We start from the raw sequence: 23,889 nt of genomic DNA, 5'->3' as shown, positions 1-23,889 counted from the left end.
CCATGAGGCTTTTTCGCTGGTGGTTATTTTTCTTATTACTGTTGCTGCCGCTGGGGATGCTGGTTGAAGGTTTATTGACCAATGACCTGGGGGCTGATCCTGCTAAGTATATTGTTAAAGAGCTGGGGTTCTGGGCGCTGTGTTGGCTATGGCTGACGCTGGCGGTTACGCCGTTGAGAAAGTTTTTCGGCTGGCGCTGGCTAATGGCTTATCGGCGCATGTTCGGGCTGTATGCTTTTTTCTATGCGGTTCTGCATCTGCTGGCATTCGCTACGTTCCTGCTTGGCTGGCGCTGGGATATGCTGATGACTGAGCTGACAAAACGTCCCTATATTGTCATGGGATCACTGGCGTTATTGTTATTGCTGCCCTTAGCCGTAACGTCCACGCAGAAGATGCAGCGCCGGCTTGGCAGACGCTGGAAAAAACTGCATTTGCTGATCTATCCTGCCAGTCTGTTGGTGCTGTTTCACTTCGTCTGGCAGATTCGCTCAGACTTCTTTCAACAACTTATTTTTGCAATTCTGTTGGCTATTTTGCTTGGCTATCGACTATACCTTAAGAGGCGCAGTTAATAAGAGGGGTGGTTCTTATGTATCCGAACCTGTTCTCAGAAAAACTGCTGCTGTTAATAAGTTGGATCGCCAGAATTCACAGATCGTGGTGCATGGTTTTTACCAAGCCACCCGATGAAAGGGAAAGGAAATATAATATTCCTATGCAATCGATGTGGTTAGGGCTGCTGGCTTCAGCAGTGTTTCTGATTGCACTGATTTCGTTACTGTACTGGCTTTTAACGACGTTGGCAGGATAGGCAGTTTTCAGAAAAATTTATCGGTTTTTTCTCTCCTACAGGGGCGGCATTCATGCGCCCCTGTCCTCTGTTTAGCGACGGAACTTTCCCCTTGCACTCTGAAATCTGCTGCTATACTGGCTTATAACCAAGTGATCGACTGGGATATTGGTTTGGACTAAAAAGGATCATTTTAGGCTTGGTATGCAGCTGTTGAGTATTCAACAGAAAGGAGGCCTGAGAATGAGACGACGTATTGGAAGGGTCCTGTTTTTTGCGGGGCTTTTTTATGCGCCGCTGGTGACAGCGCAGTGGCAGGTAAATCTGGTTGAAGGGGCAACTGAGATCAGTCGATCTGTCTACAACCTGCATATGATCATTTTCTATATCTGTGTGGCCATTGCTGTGGTGGTGTTCGGCGTGATGTTCTGGTCGATCATCTGGCACCGCAAATCCCGTGGAGCGAAAGCTGCTCATTTTCATGAAAGCACCTGGGTCGAGATCATCTGGACCATTGTCCCTGTTGTGATTCTGGTTTCGATGGCGGTGCCCGCCAGTACCACGCTGATTCAGATGTACGATAAAAACAATGCGGACATCGATATTCAGATAACCGGATATCAGTGGAAATGGCGGTATAAATATCTCAATCAGGATATCGATTTTTTCAGTACCCTGGCGACTCCCCGCGAACAGATCAGTAATGAACAGCTCAAGGGGGAACACTATCTGTTGGAAGTGGATAATCCTCTGGTCATTCCTGCCGGTAAAAAGGTGCGTTTCCTGTTGACGTCAAACGATGTCATTCACTCCTGGTGGGTGCCTGCACTGGCGGTTAAGAAAGATGCCGTTCCCGGTTTTGTTAATGAGTCCTGGACCCTGGTTGATGAACCGGGTATCTATCGCGGCCAGTGCGCCGAGCTCTGTGGCAGGGATCACGGTTTTATGCCGATTGTGGTCGATGTTAAATCTCCTGAAGATTATCAACTATGGGTTGCAGAGCAAGCCAGCCTTAAAGCTGCAGAGGCAGTATCGGCGCAGAAGGAGATGAGTCAGGCTGAGCTGATGTCCCGGGGAGAAGAGGTTTACAAAGGCACCTGTGCCGCGTGTCATCAGCCGGAAGGACAGGGGCTCCCAGGTATCTTCCCGGCACTGGCAGGAAGCCCGTTAATGACAGGAGATCCTGCTGAGCATATCAATGTGGTACTGCATGGCCGCTCCGGTACCGCGATGCAGGCGTTTGGTGAACAGCTCAAAGCGGTCGATCTGGCGTCAGTGATCACTTACGAACGTAATTCATGGGGTAACCAGGGCGGTGTGGTTACGGTTCAACAAATCAGTAAGTTGTTGAAGGAGTAGGGTGATGGGTAGCTTAGAGCAATCAGTCCATAGTACAGGTCACCATGGCCCTGCCACAGGTATCACCCGCTGGCTCTACACGACCAATCATAAAGATATCGGTACGCTCTATCTGTTCTTCAGCCTGACAATGTTCTTTATTGGTGGCTGTATGGCGCTGACCATTCGTGCCGAACTGTTTCAGCCAGGATTGCAGTTGGTCAGACCCGAGTTTTTCAATCAGATGACCACCTCTCACGGATTGATTATGGTGTTTGGCGCGGTGATGCCCGCTTTTGTCGGTCTGGCAAACTGGCTTATCCCAATGATGATCGGTGCCCCGGATATGGCGCTGCCGCGGATGAATAACTGGAGCTTCTGGATCCTGCCCTTTGCTTTCACCATGATGCTTTCCACGCTGTTGATGGAGGGTGGTGGCCCCAATTTCGGCTGGACTTTTTATGCTCCGCTGTCCACTACATACGCTCCGCCCAGTGTGACGTTTTTCATCTTTGCCGTGCATATGATGGGAATCAGTTCGATTATGGGGGCGATCAATGTGATCGCCACGATTCTTAATATGCGCGCCCCTGGCATGAAGCTGATGGATATGCCTCTGTTTGTCTGGACCTGGTTGATAACCGCTTTTCTTCTGATTGCGGTAATGCCTGTTTTAGCCGGTGTGGTGACCATGATGCTGATGGATATCCATTTTGGTACCAGCTTTTTTGATGCTGCCGGTGGTGGTGATCCGGTGCTGTTTCAGCATGTGTTCTGGTTCTTTGGTCATCCGGAGGTGTATATCATGATTCTGCCCGCGTTTGGGGTTGTGTCTGAAATTATTCCCACCTTCGCCCGTAAGCGTCTTTTTGGTTATACCTCAATGGTGTATGCCACTGCATCGATAGCGATACTCTCATTCATTGTCTGGGCACATCATATGTTTGCTGTAGGGATGCCGCTGGCCGGTGAGTTGTTCTTTATGTTTACCACGATGCTGATAGCCGTGCCTACCGGGGTGAAGGTGTTTAACTGGGTTGCCACCATGTATCGGGGGTCAATGACCTTTGAAACGCCGATGCTGTTTGCGCTGGCTTTTGTGGTGCTGTTTACTATTGGCGGCTTTTCCGGCCTGATGCTGGCGATCGCACCAGCGGATTTCCAGTATCACGATACCTACTTTGTGGTGGCGCATTTTCACTATGTACTGGTACCCGGCTCCATTTTCGCGCTTATGGCAGCGACCTATTTCTGGTTACCTAAGTGGACCGGGCATATGTATAACGAGTCGATGGCTAAGCTACATTTCTGGCTCTCTTTTATCGGTGTCAATATCACCTTCTTCCCGATGCACTTTCTGGGTCTGGCGGGGATGCCCCGACGCATTCCCGATTATGCGCTGCAGTTTGCTGATTTCAATATGGTGGCCACCTTTGGCGCGTTCCTGTTTGGATTTTCCCAACTGGTGTTTGTGTATAACATCATCAGTTGCATCCGCTCGGGCAGGCAAGCAACAGACCGGGTCTGGGAAGGTAGTCATGGGCTTGAATGGACGCTGCCTTCGCCACCGCCCTATCACTCGTTCACTGAGCCGCCAGTATTTACACATCCCTACAAAGAGAATGACCGAGGTGTGTGATGAATCAGCTGCAGCAACGTAATCGGTCCCTGTTAATAAAGCTGTTAGCCGGGACCGTGCTGATGTTTGGTTTTGGCTTTTTACTGGTGCCTTTGTATGACGTGTTTTGCGATGTGACCGGCTTAAACGGCAAACTGCAGAACACGGGGGCTCTGACACAAGAATATAAAGTTGATAGCAAACGCCAGATACGGGTGCAGTTTCTGGCGGTCAATAATGAATCGATGCCGTGGCGTTTGCGACCCGAGCAGGCGGAGATCTCGGTCCATCCGGGACAGATGACGCAAACCGCTTTTTTGGCATTTAATCCAACCGAGCGGAATATGGTCGCTCAGGCGATACCCAGTGTGGCTCCCTCTGAAGCTGCTCCCTACCTGCACAAGGTGAACTGCTTCTGCTTTGAACAGCAACCGCTTGCTGCCGGTGAAAAGCGCGCCATGCCGCTGGTGTTTATGGTGGATGATCAATTGCCGGGCTATATCTCCACCATCACGCTCTCTTATACCCTGTTTGATATTACCCCCGAATCCAGCCCGGTCAGCGGTATTGCTGTTGCACCTGCAAGGAGTGTTCTATGAGTACTCAGGCTTACTATGTACCCGCTCAAAGCCGCTGGCCAATAATGGCTTCGGTTTCCCTGTTTCTGATCGCCTTCGGGGCCGGAACACTCATTAACGCACTGAGTGCTGATGCCGGTGGCGGACTTGGACTAACACTGTTGCTGGCCGGTGCGCTCTGTATGGGGCTTATTCTCACCGGCTGGTTTGGTCATGTTATCGATGAAAGCCGTCAGGGGCTCTACTCAGACCAGATGGATCGTTCGTTTCGCTGGGGAATGAGCTGGTTTATCTTCTCTGAAGTTATGTTTTTCTCAGCCTTTTTTGGCGCTCTGTTTTATGTCAGAAATCTTTCAGTGCCCTGGTTGGGAGGGGAGGGAGAGAAAGGCGTGGCGAATATGCTGTGGCAGGGCTTTGAAGCCACCTGGCCGCTGATGAAAACCCCCGATATGACTGCCTATCCTGGCCCTGGTGGGTTGATCGATCCGCTACATCTGCCACTGGTGAATACTCTGTTACTGTTAAGTTCCAGTGTTACAGTCACCTTTGCTCACTATCGCTTAAAGCAGGATCGCCGGCCTCAGGTGATACTGTGGTTGCTACTCACAATCGCCCTTGGATCGGCATTTCTGGTGTTCCAGGCGGTGGAATATATCGAGGCTTACCACGAATTAGGGCTCACACTTCATGCCGGTATTTATGGTGCCACATTCTTTATTCTGACCGGGTTTCACGGCATGCATGTGACGCTGGGAACGCTGATGCTGATAATTATTTTACTGCGGGTGATACGGGGACATTTTGAACCAGACCATCATTTTGGTTTCGAGGCGGTTTCATGGTACTGGCATTTCGTGGATGTAGTCTGGGTTGGATTATTCCTGTTTGTCTATCTGTTGTGAATGGGCTGTTGTGACGTGGGCTGTTGTGATGATGGCATCAGCGGGAACGGGGTGCGTAGTTGCAGTTCGCCACTGTAAAAGCCAATCAGAATGATAAGCAGAAGGAACGCCGCCAGGGATACCCGTAAAACCAGCGATTGCACGGTACGTCGTGAGCGACTTTGATCCTTCAACAGAAAATAGAGGCCTGCAAAAAGACTGATAATGATCAGAGCAAAGATGATAACAATGATGATCTTAAACATATTCAGTACTCGGTTTCGAAATGAGTAAAACTGTTTTAAAACACGCCTCTATGAGTAAAGTCCAGAGGCTCCCGCTTAGCAAGTGGGTGATCGTTACGTTGACAGTGTTGCTGATCCCTCTTTTGTTATGGCTGGGGGTATGGCAGTTGCAGCGGGCGGCCGAAAAGCAGCAATTGCTGGATCGTTGGAACAGTGCCCGTACCAATCTGACAGCGTTGCCAGAGTCTGTGACTGACTCTGTAGGTGTGCATCTGAGAGGCCGATTTGTTCCTGAGGTGATTTATTTGTTGGATAACAGAACACGAGAGGGACGGGCAGGTTACGAGGTGGTTGTGCCCTTTAAAGCGGAGAAATCGATGCGAGAGGAGCGGTTGGTGCTGGTTAATCTGGGCTGGATAGCGGCCAGTCAGTATCGCGATCAGTTGCCTGAGATTGATCTGCCGCAGAAGGTTGTCAGTCTGAGTGGCCGGCTGGTTACTCCGTCAGCACCGTTACAGCTGCTTCCTGATACCTGGTCGCAGAGCGGGTTGGTAAGAATACAGCAACTGGATATGACCCGGCTGAGGCTACGACATCCCGGATTGTATCCGGCGGTGATTCGACTGGAGAAACCGTTATTGCCCGAATTGAGGGTCGGCTGGCCAGTGGTAACAATGTTACCCGAAAGGCACATCGGCTATGCCGTTCAATGGTTCGGTCTGGCGCTTGTGCTGATGGGTGGGTGTGGCTGGCTTATCTGGCATCGCAGGCAGGAGGTGTTATGAGCAACACAGGTTATCCGCGTACTGTATTCTGGCTGGTATGGGCGGTTGCCCTGTTACCCCTGTTGGGTGCGTCACTGGCATATTTCTCGGGCTGGCGGCCTGCAGAGCACATTACCCAGGGTGAACTCTACCCTCCGGGTGTGACGCTGAGTGATCTGCAACTGGGCGACCCGGCGTTAACCGCAGAGGGAAGTTGGCGGTTGATTTTGCTGGTAGGTGACAAGTGTGGTGACGAATGTCATCGTTGGCAGGCTTTGTTGCCAAACCTGCATGCCTCACTGGGTAAGGACAGGGATCGGTTACTCTGGCAGCAGGTTGAAAACAACCAGCAGGGAGTGGGACTGTTGCTGGCTGATCCTCAGGGATTTATGGTTACCCGCTACAGTCTGTCACTGCCGCCGCAATCGATTATCAAAGACCTGAAACGTTTACTACGGATTTCTAAGGTGGGATGAGATGAATACCCGGCGCCCACTGATTATCTGTTATCTGGCCATTGTTCTGGCTGTGCTGGTGATTCTGATGGGGGGCTGGACCCGGATTATGGATGCCGGACTTGGCTGCCCGGACTGGCCCGGTTGTTTCGGGCAGATGACTGCGCCCATCTCTGCAGCACATATAGCCGAGGCACAGCAAAAATTTGCCGGCGTCGAGGTTGATGCTGCAAAAGGCTGGCTGGAGATGATCCACCGTTATATGGCGTCCACACTGGGACTGCTGATTCTGCTGCTGGCGGTGGTTGCCTGGCAAAAACGCAAAGAGTCAGGATATCCGGTGGGTCTGTCTCTTTTTCTTCTGGTGCTGGTGGTCTGCCAGGGCGTGTTTGGTATGTGGACGGTTACTCTCAAATTGCTGCCACCCGTGGTCTCCGGGCACCTGCTGGGAGGCTTGCTGACCCTGATGATGCTTATTTTGCTGGCGGGCAAACTGCGTCAGTCTGCTAAACCAGCGAAAGTTGTTTCAGGGCGGTGGATTATGCGGTTGGCAGTGTTGGTGTTGTTTATGCAAATTCTGCTGGGGGGATGGACCAGTGCGAACTACGCTGGTTGGGCCTGTACTCACTGGTTAAGCTGTGTCGAAGGGCAGCGCACGGAACTGGATTTCAGGTCAGGTTTCAGTCTCAGTTTTGATATTGGTCAGAATCATCAGGGCGGAACCCTTTCCCAGCCAGCCAGGGCTGCGATACAGATGACCCACAGGGTTGGAGCGCTGGTGGTGGTGGCGACTATGTTCCTGGCCGGAGCCCTGGCACTGCGCCACAGCGCCAGCAGAACCCCGGCCCTGATTCTCTTCACTCTGCTGATTGTGCAGATTTTTATGGGAGGGGCTAATGTGGTTTATGGGGTGCCCACCTGGCTGGCGTGGTTGCACCATGTGGGAGCTGTATCCCTGCTCTTGTGCTTGTTATGGCTTAAGGCGCGTTACGAATCGGAGGTTTACTATGAATAATAGTCTGCAGCGAGTATTCCATTCACCCTTTGCTCTGTGCCGTGATTACCTTGAGTTGTGTAAGCTCAGAGTCGTGGCAGTGATGTTGCTCACCGCTATTGTGGGGATGTGTCTTGCAACACCGGAGCTCCCTCCGATAGCAACCATGATCAGTGCAACATTGGGGATAGGCCTGATGGCCTCGGGAGCAGCAGCGGTTAATCATGTGATGGACCGGAATATCGATGCCAAAATGGCCAGAACTCACCGCCGACCATTACCACAGGGAAAGATTGATGAGACCCGGGCGCTGCTGTTTGCCGCCCTGCTATCCCTGTCTGGTATCACAGTACTGATATTCTGGACCAACCTGTTAACCGCATGGCTGACGCTCGGGGCACTGATCGGTTATGCCTTGATCTATACCATGCTGCTAAAACGGGCGACACCGCTGAATATCGTTATCGGAGGGATCGCGGGGGCCGCCCCGCCACTGCTGGGCTGGGTTGCAGTAACTGGCCGGATCGAGCCGGATAGTCTGCTGCTGGTACTGATTATTTTTGCCTGGACGCCACCGCATTTCTGGGCGCTGTGCATCCATAAAAAAGATGACTATGCCCGGGCAGGCGTGCCTATGTTGCCAGTGACTCATGGGGAGGGCTATACCCGGCTGCAGATTCTGCTTTATACCGTGCTGATGGTGTTGACGACACTTTTCCCCTTTATGACCGGTATGAGTGGTCTGATATACCTTATAGGGGTGACGCTGCTGAACCTGCGGTTTTTCCAGTGGGCTGTAAGAGTGTATATGGCGAATGATTCAACAGCGCCGATGTCGATGTTCTGGTTCAGTGTGAAATATATTATGTGGTTATTTGTCGTGTTATTGGTCGATCACTACGTAATAGGTCTACACTGATTAAAATAGGACACACAATTTCAATCGATTTGATTTTCTGATTTTTAAAGACTGTCAACGACAGATGAAAACCGGACGTTAAGGAGAGTGCGGTTACCCAAAAACAAGAGTAAGGCCGGGAACGAATCCGAGCCTTGGGAGGAATGACCTATGTTTCTGCAACATATGTGGGGTGTCATCTACGACCCTAAACATGAGTGGCGAGATATACGTAAAGAGCATTACTCAATGATGCACTGCTTCTTGTCACAGATAAGCATTCTGGCAGCTATCCCGGCCCTGTCGCTTTTTATTGGTACAACCCAGATAGGCTGGAGTATTTCCGGGGGAGAGTTCGTCAAACTGTCTATACAGAGTGCAATGATGGCGGCTATCGCATTTTACGTTGCGATGTGGATAGGCGTGGGCTTTATTGCTTATGTTATCCACTGGATGGAGCGAACCTATGGCGGGAAAGCCAGCCTGGATGATTGCATGGTGCTGGCGACATTTACCGCGACACCTATGTTTATGGCGGGTATTGTCGGTTTATACCCGGTTCTGTGGCTGAATGTGATCGTAGGGATGGTGGCACTGGCCTATACGGTCTATCTGTTGTTTACAGGAGTGCCTGAAATCATGCAGATTCCTGAGGACAGAGCATTTTTCTTCGCCTCTTCAATTCTGACTGTTGGTCTCTGTGTTCTGGTGGGGCTTCTGGCGGTAACGGTTATTATGTGGAGTACTGTCATCCCTCTCAACTATGTAGGCGGTTAGTCTATTTTAGGAGCTAGACGCGACTTCGTCGCTTGCTAGTGGTTAGAACGGAAACTGCGTTTCCTGCTAGAAAAAGCAACGAAAAACATAAAACCGCCGTCAGGCGGTTTTTATGTTTTTGGATTCTGTTTTGCGGACGCTCTTACGAAGCAGGTTGTCACCGACCGATAAAGAAGGCTCTGCTAACCACTAGCAAGCGAAGCGTCTAGCAGCGGCGCAGCCGCGTTCTAGCCACTTGCTGTTAAAAACTCCAATACTGTTCATCAAATTGAAACTTTTTTCGCATCCCCTGTTGACTCCTCTGCCCCAGAATGTAGAATGCGCTTCCTCGCTTGAGACAGCCACCGGAAACGGTCTCTGAAACAGGTGAGGCTGTTGAGTTTAACGCCTTGATAAATCAGTGTTTACACGGTTTTTCAGGTGGCGATAAACAAAACAGGAAGTGGATCAGGCGGTTTGAAAATTTAGTTAAAATTCTCAAACAAAATGGTTGACTTCATCAGGGTGTTGAGTAGAATACGCACCTCGCTTGAGACGACTCACTGGCAACGGTTGAGAGTTGATAGCAACGCTCTTTAACAGATAGATCAGATAATTCGTGTGGGCGCTTGTTGAGATGAAGCACAAAAGCTTTATCAAAGTAAGCGACACCAAGTAAATTCATTTAAGTGTATTTGCAAGTTGTTTAATACTTTGAGCTAGATTTACCGAATGTCTTTTTCCGACATTCTTGATTTAAACTGAAGAGTTTGATCATGGCTCAGATTGAACGCTGGCGGCAGGCTTAACACATGCAAGTCGAGCGGTAACAGAGAGTAGCTTGCTACTTTGCTGACGAGCGGCGGACGGGTGAGTAACGCGTAGAAATCTGCCTGGTAGTGGGGGATAGCCCAGAGAAATTTGGATTAATACCGCATACGCCCTACGGGGGAAAGCAGGGGACCTTCGGGCCTTGCGCTATCAGATGAGTCTGCGTCGGATTAGCTTGTTGGTGAGGTAATGGCTCACCAAGGCGACGATCCGTAGCTGGTCTGAGAGGATGATCAGCCACACTGGGACTGAGACACGGCCCAGACTCCTACGGGAGGCAGCAGTGGGGAATATTGCACAATGGGCGAAAGCCTGATGCAGCCATGCCGCGTGTGTGAAGAAGGCCTTAGGGTTGTAAAGCACTTTCAGCAGTGAGGAAAGGTTGTAGCTTAATACGCTATAGCTGTGACGTTAACTGCAGAAGAAGGACCGGCTAACTCCGTGCCAGCAGCCGCGGTAATACGGAGGGTCCGAGCGTTAATCGGAATTACTGGGCGTAAAGCGCGCGTAGGCGGTTTGTTAAGTCAGATGTGAAAGCCCCGGGCTCAACCTGGGAACTGCACCTGATACTGGCAAACTAGAGTACAGAAGAGGGTGGTGGAATTTCCTGTGTAGCGGTGAAATGCGTAGATATAGGAAGGAACATCAGTGGCGAAGGCGACCACCTGGTCTGATACTGACGCTGAGGTGCGAAAGCGTGGGGAGCAAACAGGATTAGATACCCTGGTAGTCCACGCCGTAAACGATGTCTACTAGCCGTTGGGACACTTGATGTCTTAGTGGCGCAGCTAACGCACTAAGTAGACCGCCTGGGGAGTACGGCCGCAAGGTTAAAACTCAAATGAATTGACGGGGGCCCGCACAAGCGGTGGAGCATGTGGTTTAATTCGACGCAACGCGAAGAACCTTACCTACTCTTGAAATCCAGAGAATTCGCTAGAGATAGCTTAGTGCCTTCGGGAACTCTGTGACAGGTGCTGCATGGCTGTCGTCAGCTCGTGTTGTGAAATGTTGGGTTAAGTCCCGTAACGAGCGCAACCCTTGTCCTTATTTGCCAGCACGTAATGGTGGGAACTCTAAGGAGACTGCCGGTGACAAACCGGAGGAAGGTGGGGACGACGTCAAGTCATCATGGCCCTTACGAGTAGGGCTACACACGTGCTACAATGGCCGGTACAGAGGGCCGCAAACCTGCGAGGGGGAGCAAATCTCAGAAAACCGGTCGTAGTCCGGATTGGAGTCTGCAACTCGACTCCATGAAGTCGGAATCGCTAGTAATCGCGAATCAGAATGTCGCGGTGAATACGTTCCCGGGCCTTGTACACACCGCCCGTCACACCATGGGAGTGGATTGCACCAGAAGTAGCTAGCTTAACCTTCGGGAGGGCGGTTACCACGGTGTGGTTCATGACTGGGGTGAAGTCGTAACAAGGTAGCCCTAGGGGAACCTGGGGCTGGATCACCTCCTTAAACGATAGCGGATTCTTAGCAAGCGTTCACACGAATTATCTGATCACTGATAGAGAGAGCACATTGGTTCTGACCGATTGAAGGCTTGTAGCTCAGCTGGTTAGAGCGCACCCCTGATAAGGGTGAGGTCGGTGGTTCAAGTCCACTCAGGCCTACCACTTTCCCTGGCAATAGCTTGAGTAGGTGGTTAGTTAGAACTGAAGATAGTCGCTCAGCTGGTTAGAGCGCACCCTACTCTTGGTTTAAAAGAAGGGGGGTGAGGTCGGTAGTTCAAGTCCACTCAGGCCTACCAATTTCTCACAATGCTGCGTTAAGTTCATCGTCGTTTATGTACCATAAACGTCCTCAGAACTGGCCTTGTAAGAAATAGTCTTATCCGGGTTTATGGCTCAGCTGCTGAATTATCTGATTGCTCGTCTGAAAGTCTTAAAAAATACACATCGCTTTGATGTTTATCTTTTAAAGCTTTTAGCTTTATCCGCTCTTTAACAATTGAATCCTGTAACAAAACGAGAAATATGTACAAGCGCTAATCCGGCGTAAATGTATCGTTACTTCAGCGTCATCTTAGATGGCAATGAAGTTTTATCAGTGACTTTGACAGACCCTTTTGGGTTATATGGTCAAGTGACTAAGCGTGCACGGTGGATGCCTTGGCAGTCAGAGGCGATGAAGGACGTGGTAACCTGCGATAAGGTTCGGTGAGTCGGTAAACAGACTTTGACCCGGACATTTCCGAATGGGGAAACCCACCCAGTATAAGCTGGGTATCTCTTAGTTGAATACATAGACTTTGAGAGGCGAACCCGGGGAACTGAAACATCTAAGTACCCGGAGGAAAAGAAATCAACCGAGATTCCCCTAGTAGCGGCGAGCGAACGGGGACCAGCCCTTAAGCTACTTTAACGTTAGCAGAACACTCTGGAAAGTGTGGCCATAGTGGGTGAAAGCCCCGTATGCGAAAGCGTTTTAGTAGTGAAATCGAGTAGGACGGGACACGTGTTATCCTGTCTGAATATGGGGGGACCATCCTCCAAGGCTAAATACTCCTGACTGACCGATAGTGAACCAGTACCGTGAGGGAAAGGCGAAAAGAACCCCTGTGAGGGGAGTGAAATAGAACCTGAAACCGTGTACGTACAAGCAGTGGGAGCGGTCCTTGAGACCGTGACTGCGTACCTTTTGTATAATGGGTCAGCGACTTAATTTTAGTAGCAAGGTTAACCGTCTAGGGGAGCCGTAGGGAAACCGAGTCTTAATAGGGCGTGCAGTTGCTAGGATTAGACCCGAAACCGGGCGATCTATCCATGGGCAGGTTGAAGGTTGAGTAACATCAACTGGAGGACCGAACCGACTACCGTTGAAAAGTTAGCGGATGACCTGTGGATCGGAGTGAAAGGCTAATCAAGCCCGGAGATAGCTGGTTCTCCTCGAAAGCTATTTAGGTAGCGCCTCGTGTCTCACCATTGGGGGTAGAGCACTGTTTCGGCTAGGGGGTCATCCCGACTTACCAACCCGATGCAAACTCCGAATACCAATGAGTGCAATCACGGGAGACACACGGCGGGTGCTAACGTCCGTCGTGAAAAGGGAAACAACCCAGACCGTCAGCTAAGGTCCCAAAGTTATGGTTAAGTGGGAAACGATGTGGGAAGGCTTAGACAGCTAGGAGGTTGGCTTAGAAGCAGCCACCCTTTAAAGAAAGCGTAATAGCTCACTAGTCGAGTCGGCCTGCGCGGAAGATATAACGGGGCTCAAACCATACACCGAAGCTACGGACGCTGTTTACAGCGTGGTAGAGGAGCGTTCTGTAAGCCGTTGAAGGGAAAGCTGTAAGGCATCCTGGAGGTATCAGAAGTGCGAATGCTGACATGAGTAACGATAAGGGGAGTGAAAAACTTCCCCGCCGGAAGACCAAGGGTTCCTATCCAATGTTAATCAGGGTAGGGTGAGTCGACCCCTAAGGCGAGGCTGAAGAGCGTAGTCGATGGGAAACAGGTTAATATTCCTGTACTTCTTGTTATTGCGATGGAGTGACGGAGAAGGCTAGGCCAGCACGGCGTTGGTTGTCCGTGTTTAAGGTTGTAGGCTGGGAACTTAGGCAAATCCGGGTTCCTAAGGCCGAGAATTGATGACGAGTCCTCTTTTGGACGAAGTGGTTGATGCCATGCTTCCAGGAAAAACTTCTAAGCTTCAGATAACAAGAAATCGTACCCCAAACCGACACAGGTGGTCAGGTAGAGAATACCAAGGCGCTTGAGAGAACTCGGGTGAAGGAACTAGGCAAAATGGTACCGTAACTTCGGGAGAAGGTACGCCGGTGCTGGTGATGGGACTTGCTCCCTAAGCTGGCGCTGGTCGAAGATACTAGGTGGCTGCGACTGTTTATTAAAAACACAGCACTCTGCAAACACGAAAGTGGACGTATAGGGTGTGACGCCTGCCCGGTGCTTGAAGGTTAATTGATGGGGTTAGCTTCGGCGAAGCTCTTGATCGAAGCCCAAGTAAACGGCGGCCGTAACTATAACGGTCCTAAGGTAGCGAAATTCCTTGTCGGGTAAGTTCCGACCTGCACGAATGGCGTAACGATGGCCACACTGTCTCCACCCGAGACTCAGTGAAATTGAAATTGCGGTTAAGATGCCGTATATCCGCGGCTAGACGGAAAGACCCCGTGAACCTTTACTATAGCTTCGCAGTGGACTTTGATATTACTTGTGTAGGATAGCTGGGAGGCTTTGAAACGTGGACGCCAGTTCATGTGGAGCCAATCTTGAAATACCAGCCTGGTACTATTGAGGTTCTAACTCAGGTCCCTGATCGGGATCGAGGACATTGTGTGGTGGGTAGTTTGACTGGGGCGGTCTCCTCCCAAAGAGTAACGGAGGAGTACGAAGGTGCGCTCAGCATGGTCGGAAATCATGCAACGAGTATAAAGGCATAAGCGCGCTTGACTGCGAGACAGACACGTCGAGCAGGTACGAAAGTAGGTCTTAGTGATCCGGTGGTTCTGTATGGAAGGGCCATCGCTCAACGGATAAAAGGTACTCCGGGGATAACAGGCTGATACCGCCCAAGAGTTCACATCGACGGCGGTGTTTGGCACCTCGATGTCGGCTCATCACATCCTGGGGCTGAAGCCGGTCCCAAGGGTATGGCTGTTCGCCATTTAAAGTGGTACGCGAGCTGGGTTTAGAACGTCGTGAGACAGTTCGGTCCCTATCTGCCGTGGACGTTTGAGATTTGAGAAGAGTTGCTCCTAGTACGAGAGGACCGGAGTGAACGAACCTCTGGTGTTCGGGTTGTCATGCCAATGGCATTGCCCGGTAGCTATGTTCGGACAGGATAACCGCTGAAAGCATCTAAGCGGGAAGCCCCCTTCAAGATGAGATCTCACTGGGGCCTTGAGCCCCCTGAAGAGCCGTTCAAGACCAGGACGTTGATAGGCTGGGTGTGTAAGCGTTGTGAGGCGTTGAGCTAACCAGTACTAATTGCTCGTGAGGCTTGACCATATAACGCCAAAAGCGTTTGGGTCAGCTGATAGAAAAAGATACATTGCGGCTGAATAAAACAGCCACGGATTAGAGTTTGTGCATACTCTTCTCGACTAAAGAGTTACAGGATTCGAATGACGCTTTGAGCATAGGTTAACACTGATGTTCAAATCGTTAGAGCAACCAGTTTTGCTTGGCGACAATAGCGAGATGGAACCACCCGATCCCTTCCCGAACTCGGAAGTGAAACGTCTTAGCGCCGATGGTAGTGTGGAGCTTCTCCATGCGAGAGTAGGTCATCGCCAAGCACCTAATTACGAAACAGCCCCGATCATGAAAATGATCGGGGCTTTTTTCGTTTAGACGCCGCTACGCGGCTCGCTAGAACGGCGCTGCGCGCCTGCTAGTGGTTAGAATAAGCGGAAGAGCAAAAAACTGATTAATCGGGTATGGTGTGATCTTTGGGCAGAGAGGATTCGTAAGTGTATAGTTCTCAGCGCTTCGTATCACTCGGCCATGCTTGTTCTGGATACTAGCAAGTGGCGCAGCAGCGGTCTGGCGACTGCTTTTATGACTGCTTTTAATGTAGGTACTTTATGTCTGAAACAACGCTATATATTTTAATCGCGGTAAATCTGTTTATTGTGCTGGCTCTGGTGTACTACATTCTGCGGTTAGTACAGCAGCAGAAACAGAAGCGTATGGATGCTGAAAACAAATTAAAGAAGATAGCCGCTGAGGTCAGGGATCATCGGTTGCATATTATTGAGAGCTTACAAGTGATTGGCCGGGCTATACTGAGTGATGAGATACCGCTTACTGAGGCGAGTATCAGGTGTAAAGTGTTGCTCGATAACTTAGACCCGCAGTTAGCTCAGTCAGAAGCCTATATTGTGTTTAATGAGGTCTTTGAACAGAGTAAGCATATTCCGCGTAAAGAGGCCTGGAAGAAGCTCAAAGGGCCTGAAAAGCTAGAGTATATTGCACACATGGATGTATTGGAGTCTGACTATAGCGATCAGGTTATCAGGGCTGCTAAATGTTTACTCTCTCAGGATTTCAATCGTTATCATTGAGGTGTAGATGGAGTTCTTCGTTGTTTTTCTGGTGAGTCTTTTCATACTCATGTTGCTGGTTGTTGGGCTACTCTTTGGTCGTCCACCGACTTATCGGCCCGATAGAGAGTATGTTCTTAAATTGATGCAGGGGGTTGAGGACCGCTCGACAACGGAGCAGGCCTGGAGTCTGTTTGTGCATACCCCTATTACCCATGATGCTGATCTCGAAGAGTTTCGTCGTCGCTGTTATAAGCTGGATCAGGGGGAGGTGGACAACATCGCTTCAGGGCCGGGCTTAAATGGCTATCTCTATGACCTTAAGGGCCGAGACTATATCAAACAGCTGGCGGCAGAGTTACAGGAGTTTATCCGTAATGCTCCTTTGACGGTCAATTTCTAATCTAATCAAGGTATTGTTGGTGCATTATCAGCCGTCGCAAACGGGTCAGGGTCTCCCATACCAGTCTGGTGTCGCCGGCTTTTGCAGCATTGTTTAACGCTATACTACAGTTTTCCAGCTCTGGTAGCTCAAACAGTCCGGCAAGTCCGATAAGTTGATGGCTATGATCCCGTATACCTCTGTTGTTGTTATGATTAAAAGCCTGCTGTAACCCTTCTATCTGTGTTATCAGTTCTTGATGAAGATCCTCTTTGCTCATCTGATACTTGTGCAGGTTCGTGCTCGCCACCGGTTCGCTTTGCGAGGGAGTGTTTGCATTATGGTTCTGATTCTCTTTTGCGCAGAGCATCTTCAGCAGCTTGATCAGGCGCGTGTCATTGATCGGTTTATATTCAATGCGGGTTACCCCTGCCTGGCGTAGTGCGTGCTCTTCGCTTGAGATAACATCGGCGGTTAGCGCTATAATCGGCAGGTCGGGAAAGTTCTCACGTACCGAACTGGTTGCTCTGATACCATCTATTCTGGGCATGTGTACGTCCATAATAACAATGTCAGGCTTTATTTCATTGATCCGTTTGATCGCTTGCTCACCGTCCCGTGCTTCGAACACCGTGGCGCCGGTTGACTCAATGATCTTTCTTAATAGTAATCGGTTAAAGTCATTATCTTCAGCAACCAGAATGACCCGGTCGGCCAACAGGCAGTCATCGCTGTGCTCTGTTTTCAGTCGCTGATGATTGACGGGGGCATGCTGTAGCCATTTTTTTAGCATTTCCCGCTGCAAAGGCTTGCTGTTAATTGTGAGGCGAGGGTTATCGATGAGGTGGGAAAACTCATCGGTATTACCCGCAAGGGCGGGCGTCAGTAGCAGGATATTGCCTTTAAAAGAAGCGAATATTGTAGTGATTTTAAGCTTTTGCTGATTGGCTATATCCACATTGGCACTCAGACCGAAGATCAGTCCGGCTAAATGCCCTTCAATACCTGATAGTGTCTTTTCAAGATCCTGGATAGTTGCACAGGTCTGTATATGTGACGCGAGCGGCTGTGCCATATCGCTGAGTGCATGGAGGCTTTCGGGGTGTCTGTCAAAGATGATCAGCCTGGTTTCAGAAGGTTCAAATGCAGAAGCAGGCAGTAACTTATGGTCTGTTTTGACGGTAAAACTGCAACAGATCTCCGTTCCAACTCCCAACTTACTGGAAAGCTTAACACTCCCCTGCATCAGCTGTACCAGCTTTTGTACAATAACAAGCCCCAGGCCGCTACCGCCAAAACGGCGTGTTATCGATGAATCCGCCTGAGCGAATGCATTGAAAAGGAGTGTTTGTTGCTCCTCAGAAATACCGATGTCGGTATCTTTGACGCACAGCTGTAACTGTTTTACTCCATGGGCTTCTTTCAGGGTTCGCAGTGTAACCTGGATCTGCCCTGTGTCGGTAAACTTTATGGCATTGCTGATAAGGTTTGTTGCGATCTGGCGCAGTCGGGTTGGATCGCCTAACACATCAGCATAGGCCGTTTCATCAACCTGATAAGACAATTCAAGTCCTTTAGCCGCTGCGCTTTGGGACTGCATCTCAATCGCTTCAAAAATGACCTGCTCAGGATTGCACTGTATACGCTCCAGTTTTATAGCATCGGATTGCAGCTTGGCAAAATCCAGTATGTCATCGATGATCGATAACAGCATATTGGAGGTCTGGTTGATAATCCGGCAATGTTCCTGCTGCTCAAAGCTAAGGTCTGTCTGGCGCAGAATATTGGTGAAACCCAGAATAGAGGTTAGTGGCGTTCTGAGTTCATGACTCATGCGTGCGAGAAACTGATCTTTCGCCATATTGGCCTGATCTGCCCGCTGACGGGCTTTTTGCAGGGCAATATTCTGGTTTTCAAGGTGGTGAAGGGTCTTGCGTAAGCGTTCAGTGGCTTTTTCTACCTGGCTTTCCAGAATCTGGTTTGAACTCTGCACCTGCTCACCCAGGAGATTCACTCCTTTCTCCAGAGAGCCCAGTTCAGCGTAAGACTGAATATCCACCCTGGCGTCGAGGTGTCCCTCCTCAAGCTTTTTGACCACGGCTGTCAGGCTGATGATCGGTTTAGTCAGTGTTTCTGCAAATCGTGCCGCGATGATAAATGTGCAGACCAGACCTCCCAGCAGAATCAACAGGCTATTGGTAATAATCTGGTTTTCACGGCTATGCATGGGCTGAGTCGACATGGCAACCACGACCCAGCCAAGAAGCTCCCTCTCGGCCAGGGTAGAACTGGTCTCGGGGGAATCGCCAACGATGATTCCCTGGGTGGTCACCGGTGTGGTGAATAGCCAGACAGAAGTATCAGTCTGATGACTGGGCTGTGGTTGGAGATTGGGTTTCAGGTGGAAATCGTTGGAGCGGTAAAGCACTCGTTTATCGCGATTAATAAAGATGACATCGGCGACATCGGCTTCCTGTATAGGCCCCTGACTGAGCGCCGATAACTGATGGGTTAGTTCTGATATCAAACCAAACTCAGACGCCTGAGCCAGCAGGCGTGACATGGTTTCTCCCCGTTCAATCAGGGCAGACTTATTATCTGCTATACGGGTTGAGACAAAATAGCCTGCTAAAATCAGCGTCATGGCGACCAAGGGGATCAGCGCTATCAGTAATACCTGCTGGCGAATCCCGTAACGATTTTTCCGGTCCTTTGTCACTGGATTTCTGCCTCCATAATCTGTTTCTGGAGTTGTTCTGCTGTTTGTATTGACAGGTTTAACTGTCTGGCAATTCGTGGATTAGTGATCACTTTGAAATAGGGGCTGAAGGACGGCGGCGGTAGTGTGCCTCCGGCGATCAGGTGCAGCTGTTCAGCGGTGAAGCGGCCGATATCCTCCGGGGTGGTGATGCATGCGGCGATAGCTCCTGCCTTAACGTAGTTCTGCGAGAAGGCAAGTAGGGGCACCCGGTTGCGTAGAGACATATATAACAACCACTTGGCGGTGGTTTTGTTGAATGTGCTCTGGTCTGGAATGACGAGAAAAAGATCAGAGCTCTCCATGATTGGCTGGATACGCTGAATAGGGTTGTCTTCAAGGCTCAGTGTCTGATAGTTAAGGGTGAGCCCCATGCTGGCTGCCGCGTCTTTAAGTTGCGGTAGCATATACAGCGAGTCAGGCCCAAGAGTGAACCCCAGGCTTTTTAGTTCCGGCTTTATATGCGAGGCGAGTTTGAGCTGACGCTGCAGCGGTTGATCCAGATAGATAGCGGTTATGCTGATTTTTCTCTGTTTCAGTTCAACAGCGTATTTCTGTGATAACTGCTGGAATCGCTGACTGGGGATAAAGGTGCTGACGATAGTACTGTTTTGCTGGGCGAACTGCAGGGCAAATTCAGTCGCCTGGCTGCCGACAGTGATGAGCAACTGGTAAGCGGCGAGGTGGGCTGTGGCATTCTCCGTCAGGTGTTCCGGATACGATGTATCCATGCGGATGGTTGGCCCCTGGCTGATGATTGTCGATGCAACACTCTGATAGGCAGGGTTATCGCTGCTGAGTAACAGCAGCGAGTCAGCCGCCCTCACATTACCGCAGGCAAGCACAAGAGCTATCAGTAAACAGATGATCTGACAGTTGTGAAAGGTGTTTTTGACTACTTCCTGTGTCGCGTTCGGCATAATCCGTTTTGACAGAAAATCAGAAACTTAGCTGGGCTTGTAAGTAGGTTCGTTGTTCAAACATATTCTCAGCATAAAACTCAGAATAGGGTTTATCCAGTAAGTTCTGCACAATCAGCGCAATACTTAGCTCATTTTGAGGAGAGAGTCTGAATCCCTTAGAAATTTTCAGATCGGTTCGGTGGTAGGGGGCGTTAGGAGGATCAGTGTCCTTTACTCCTTCTTGCCAGCGTACAGAACTAAGATAGTAATGGCTAAGACTGAAATTCAGATTGTCAGGCAGTGTAATACTCGCCAGGATGGAACCTGTGTGTATCGGGTTGCGGGTCTCAAGTCGATCAAAAACATCGGTGACACTACCTTGCTGGTTGCCATCATTCCGATATCCATTGCTGTCTATATAGCCGTAGTTGATAACGAGCAGAGGCTTAAGGCTTTCTTCTGATTGATATTTATACTGGAATTCAATGCCCTGGTTGCTCCATTCTGCCCGGTTCATATAACTACGATACAGATGGTCTGGATCAAGGGGGGCTGAGGCGATCATGGCTGCGTCCTGCAGTTGATAGCTGGTTGTTATGCCATCCTCAATTTTTTCATAATAGACGCGTGTATCCAGTTGAGCGTTTAGTTCTGGCCATTTGAAGATGATGCCCAGATCGATGGAATCAAGCTTTTCCGGTGAGAGATCTTTGTTGGCGATAAAATCATAATCATAAACATCTCCGTATAATCCAGTGTAAGGCGGTGGAATATAGATAATATTTTCGAAGTTGGCTTCCAGAAGAGAAGGCATACGATAAGCCCGGTTTACGGACGTTCTTATAGTACTCTGGTTGGATAGCTGATAGTTCGCAGCGACGCGTGGAGATACTCGGGTACTGCCATTGCTAACATGCTCAATTAAAGCTCCCGTATTTATTGTCCAGTCCGTAAATCCAGAATATTCCCAGTTTGTAAACAGCCGTGTACTTTCCTCTTTAATCCATTCACGGGTATTCAGGAGTTGACGATTCTGAGCGCTTGCTGATCGGTAAGCGAGTCCTGATATTAGTTTTGAGTTATATGAAGGTTGTTGTTTTAATGCTATTTCAACGTCATGTTGCTCCATATTGCCGGTTTCAGCAGTGATTGAAATCGGTGCATTGGTATCAAGAAACTGCTGAGCAACGCTGATTGGTTGTTGTATGAGCTGGGCTGCTTCGGCTGCAGATAATAATCTTGCGTCGAAGTTATTGACCGCGCGGGCGTAACTTAGCTTGAGTTCATCAGTATTCTGAAGGGTGTGAGTCCAGGAGACTTGCTGGAAATTAGTTTCAAATTCCCGCCGTTTAAAATTCCAGCCAGGTTTTGGTCTGATATCCCCCACAGAGCTATAACCATCAGAGTAACCCAGATCAACAGTGATGGTATCGAGCAATGTTGGTGATGATGTGCTTTCGAAACTAAAATATCTTTTTAAATATGGGTCTTGAGCATCGTATTCAAAAGAATAACCGTCATTGCCAAGTATGCCAGCAGCAACCCGATAATGACCGTGAGATGTTTTCTGGTTATGTTCAGCTTGAGCATTCCGGGTATTAAATTCACCCTGAGTGTAGCGGATAAATCCCCCCTGATCGCTCAGAGGTGTATGGGTAATAATATTGATTGCCCCAAGAAACGCATTTGATCCCTGGGTAACAGTGTTTGTGCCCCTGATGACCTCAATACGTTCGATATCTGCCACCGATATTGGCAGACTCTCCCAGATAACTGCAGAGAAAAGCGGAAGGTATACAGATCTACCATTGATCATAACTTCCATTCGGGGGGGGAATTTATCACTCATACCGTGGTAGGCCACTGCTGAAGCATTTGTGGCGATATGGTATGACTGCATACCCGGTACCAGCCTGAACAGTTCCGGAATCGTGGTGGCACTGGACGCCTCAATCATCCGGCGATCAATAATGGTAACAGAGGCAGGAGCCTCGCTCAGGGTTTGCGGTAAACGTGTGGCTGAAAAGGTAACCGGAATATCATTCAGATAATCCAGCTCAGACAGTTCGCTCTGATCGGCACATAATGCAGAAGTGGGAGACAAGATGACTACAGACAGTGTAGCGACAAACCTGCGTATATTTACAAATGACATGGTTGTGGTTTTAACCTGCAATTAGGTTTGATCAGATCCGTGTACCAACCCAAATAACAATAACACCCATCAATATTGCTTCGATAATGAAACCATTGTGTTCGATTATCCATTGCATACTCAAAACCTACGACATGTTTACCTGTTCCTGATAAACAAATGGTTAGAAAAATCTGGGAAAATAAAGGCTACGAATATACCTGATATCACCTTGCCGGTCGATTCAGATTCTGACGAATATTCTCAGAAAATGTAAACATCTGTTTTAAAAATGAAGCATCTTCCCGTTAAAACCGCTTTATCGCTATCACGCTTTGTCTTGTGGCTGATACTCATGGGCCTGATACGACAACAGACCCGATGCTTAGCGCTTGATTGCTTTCAGAATAACAAACTTAGTATTGCTGGCGATGGTTGAACAGTTGCCGAAAAGCTTTTTCAGCTTGGCGTGGTAGTTAAGATGACGGTTGCCTATCACCCAGAGTTCGCCGCCTGATTTAAGAATAGTTTTGGCTTCGGTGAACATCTGCCAGGCGATAAAGTCTCCGATAGCATTCTGTTGGTGAAAGGGAGGGTTGTTGAGGATCAGATCACTGCTATCAGATGGTATACCTTTCAGGCAATCGGTTACCTCGAACTGCGCCTCTCTGTCAGGAAATGCAAGGCTGAAATTTTCCCTGGCAGACGCTACTGCCATATAGGATTCATCAACAAAGCGGAGGGATGCTTGTGGATTGGCCGCTGCCGCCATCAGACCGACAATACCATTACCACAGCCCAGGTCGATAATTTGTTGAAAACGGTTATCTGTGGGGAGGTTTTCGATCAAAAAACGGGTGCCAATATCCAGTTTTTCCCGTGAAAATACGTTGGCATGGTTGAGAATCTGATACTCAGTGTTTGCTAGTCTGTAAGATCGTGGATAGCTGTTTTCAGGCGGAATCAGTTCTGGATCGAAGTGGGCAAAAATCAATCTGGCTTTTTTGCGTGCCAGTGAGGTTTTCGTCTGACCGATGATCGTTGTAAAAAGCTGCAGAGTCGATGTGTGAATCCCCTTTGCCATGCCTGCTGCGATAATTCGACTGTTGTGCGTTATATAGGGACGGATGCGATGCAGTTGGTCTTCCAGTTGTGCCAGGCTTTTAGTGACCTTGAACAGCACTATATCGTAAGGCTTATCTGCCTGACCGTAAGCCATCAGTGAGTGCCTGAATTCTACTGCATCCGGGTCAAGCTGGTTCTGGTTGAGGTTTAGTTGCATCCCTTGCTGGGCAATAAATGAGTCACTCACCGATACGGTGTCATAACCTGAGAGGGCGCAGGCCAGCGCGCCGAAACTATCATTCACAATCAGTATATGGCAGTTGCTGTGTAGCAGCTGTTCATCATTCAGGTAGTCTAGGAGATACTCATCAGCTGCATCCCAGGCGCGCAGCGTCTCCTGTTGTCGGACCGGAAAGCGAGACAGTTTAAAATTCCCCTGAGGGACCGCAAGGGTTTCCATCGTAATCCTGTAACCTGA

Annotated in this window: 17 protein-coding genes, 1 tRNA gene and 3 rRNA genes; 16 read left to right on the top strand and 5 right to left on the bottom strand. The window is 49.5% G+C overall.

Translation table 11 applies throughout. From position 1 onward, the window contains the following. Positions 1-2: 2 nt before the first annotated feature. The 5 genes from msrQ (at position 3) to OCU43_RS19905 (ending at position 5,229) form a co-directional block, all read left to right on the top strand. Positions 3-575 carry a protein-methionine-sulfoxide reductase heme-binding subunit MsrQ gene (gene msrQ, locus OCU43_RS19925; protein WP_245756637.1) on the top strand — a complete coding sequence of 191 codons (573 nt, stop codon included), beginning with the start codon at positions 3-5 and terminating at the stop codon, positions 573-575. A gap of 461 nt (positions 576-1,036) precedes the next feature. Next, entirely contained in the window at positions 1,037-2,152 is a 1,116-nt protein-coding gene (gene coxB / locus OCU43_RS19920) for a cytochrome c oxidase subunit II (protein WP_091361731.1), read from the top strand. Positions 2,153-2,156: 4 nt separating this feature from the next. After that, a complete protein-coding gene (gene ctaD / locus OCU43_RS19915; protein ID WP_091361709.1) occupies positions 2,157-3,770 on the top strand; it encodes a cytochrome c oxidase subunit I in 1,614 nt (537 codons plus the stop codon). Then, positions 3,770-4,348: a cytochrome c oxidase assembly protein gene (locus OCU43_RS19910; RefSeq protein ID WP_091361710.1), complete on the top strand. Its 579-nt coding sequence runs from the start codon at positions 3,770-3,772 to the stop codon at positions 4,346-4,348. Before ctaD ends, OCU43_RS19910 begins: the two co-directional genes overlap by 1 nt. After that, entirely contained in the window at positions 4,345-5,229 is an 885-nt protein-coding gene (locus OCU43_RS19905; protein ID WP_091361712.1) for a cytochrome c oxidase subunit 3, read from the top strand. Before OCU43_RS19910 ends, OCU43_RS19905 begins: the two co-directional genes overlap by 4 nt. Here OCU43_RS19905 and OCU43_RS19900 read toward each other — a convergent pair. After that, positions 5,217-5,474, bottom strand: a complete 258-nt coding sequence (locus tag OCU43_RS19900; RefSeq protein WP_261832953.1) for a twin transmembrane helix small protein — start codon at positions 5,472-5,474, stop codon at positions 5,217-5,219. The two genes, OCU43_RS19905 and OCU43_RS19900, sit on opposite strands and share 13 nt — an antisense overlap. 20 nt (positions 5,475-5,494) lie before the next feature. On the opposite strand from OCU43_RS19900, the gene OCU43_RS19895 reads away from it, so the two are divergent. The 11 genes from OCU43_RS19895 to OCU43_RS19845 all read left to right on the top strand — a co-directional run bounded on the left by OCU43_RS19895 (position 5,495) and on the right by OCU43_RS19845 (position 16,573). After that, positions 5,495-6,238, top strand: a complete 744-nt coding sequence (locus OCU43_RS19895; protein WP_091361715.1) for an SURF1 family protein — start codon at positions 5,495-5,497, stop codon at positions 6,236-6,238. Further along, positions 6,235-6,693 carry a redox-active disulfide-containing membrane protein gene (locus OCU43_RS19890; protein ID WP_091361717.1) on the top strand — a complete coding sequence of 153 codons (459 nt, stop codon included), beginning with the start codon at positions 6,235-6,237 and terminating at the stop codon, positions 6,691-6,693. Before OCU43_RS19895 ends, OCU43_RS19890 begins: the two co-directional genes overlap by 4 nt. Position 6,694: 1 nt before the next feature. Beyond that, complete coding sequence (locus OCU43_RS19885) at positions 6,695-7,687, top strand: COX15/CtaA family protein (RefSeq protein WP_091361719.1); 993 nt, start codon at positions 6,695-6,697, stop codon at positions 7,685-7,687. Further along, entirely contained in the window at positions 7,680-8,585 is a 906-nt protein-coding gene (gene cyoE / locus OCU43_RS19880; RefSeq protein ID WP_091361720.1) for a heme o synthase, read from the top strand. The genes OCU43_RS19885 and cyoE overlap by 8 nt, the downstream gene beginning before the upstream one ends. Before the next feature lie 150 nt (positions 8,586-8,735). Beyond that, positions 8,736-9,341: a Yip1 family protein gene (locus tag OCU43_RS19875; protein WP_091361722.1), complete on the top strand. Its 606-nt coding sequence runs from the start codon at positions 8,736-8,738 to the stop codon at positions 9,339-9,341. Between the two features lie 737 nt (positions 9,342-10,078). Next, positions 10,079-11,621 (top strand): 16S ribosomal RNA (locus OCU43_RS19870). A gap of 81 nt (positions 11,622-11,702) precedes the next feature. After that, a tRNA-Ile gene (locus tag OCU43_RS19865) sits at positions 11,703-11,779 on the top strand. A gap of 463 nt (positions 11,780-12,242) precedes the next feature. Next, a 23S ribosomal RNA gene (locus tag OCU43_RS19860) occupies positions 12,243-15,133 on the top strand. 174 nt (positions 15,134-15,307) lie between these two features. Then, a 5S ribosomal RNA gene (gene rrf / locus OCU43_RS19855) occupies positions 15,308-15,423 on the top strand. Together the 16S, 23S and 5S rRNA genes with 1 tRNA gene alongside form the textbook arrangement of a ribosomal RNA operon. 288 nt (positions 15,424-15,711) lie before the next feature. Further along, a complete protein-coding gene (locus tag OCU43_RS19850; RefSeq protein WP_091360267.1) occupies positions 15,712-16,191 on the top strand; it encodes a DUF2489 domain-containing protein in 480 nt (159 codons plus the stop codon). 7 nt (positions 16,192-16,198) lie between these two features. After that, positions 16,199-16,573 (top strand): hypothetical protein, encoded by a 375-nt coding sequence (locus OCU43_RS19845; protein WP_091360265.1) that lies wholly within the window; start codon positions 16,199-16,201, stop codon positions 16,571-16,573. A 1-nt stretch (position 16,574) separates the two neighbouring features. Here the strand turns inward: OCU43_RS19845 and OCU43_RS19840 are convergent, their stop codons facing one another. The 4 genes from OCU43_RS19840 to OCU43_RS19825 all read right to left on the bottom strand — a co-directional run bounded on the left by OCU43_RS19840 (position 16,575) and on the right by OCU43_RS19825 (position 23,871). Next, the gene (locus OCU43_RS19840) at positions 16,575-19,271 is read right to left on the bottom strand and encodes an ATP-binding protein (RefSeq protein ID WP_261832952.1); all 2,697 of its coding nucleotides are present in this window, start codon (positions 19,269-19,271) and stop codon (positions 16,575-16,577) included. Then, complete coding sequence (locus tag OCU43_RS19835) at positions 19,268-20,230, bottom strand: ABC transporter substrate-binding protein (protein WP_091360261.1); 963 nt, start codon at positions 20,228-20,230, stop codon at positions 19,268-19,270. The genes OCU43_RS19840 and OCU43_RS19835 overlap by 4 nt, the downstream gene beginning before the upstream one ends. A gap of 19 nt (positions 20,231-20,249) precedes the next feature. Further along, positions 20,250-22,367 carry a TonB-dependent receptor plug domain-containing protein gene (locus tag OCU43_RS19830; protein WP_091360259.1) on the bottom strand — a complete coding sequence of 706 codons (2,118 nt, stop codon included), beginning with the start codon at positions 22,365-22,367 and terminating at the stop codon, positions 20,250-20,252. Between the two features lie 364 nt (positions 22,368-22,731). Further along, entirely contained in the window at positions 22,732-23,871 is a 1,140-nt protein-coding gene (locus OCU43_RS19825; protein WP_091360258.1) for a methyltransferase, read from the bottom strand. Between the last annotated feature and the right edge of the window lie 18 nt (positions 23,872-23,889).

Source organism: Amphritea atlantica, assembly GCF_024347255.1.
Lineage (GTDB): Bacteria > Pseudomonadota > Gammaproteobacteria > Pseudomonadales > Balneatricaceae > Amphritea > Amphritea atlantica.
The sequence above is the reverse complement of the archived record's forward strand: the minus strand, read 5'-3'. Positions and strand labels throughout refer to the sequence as shown.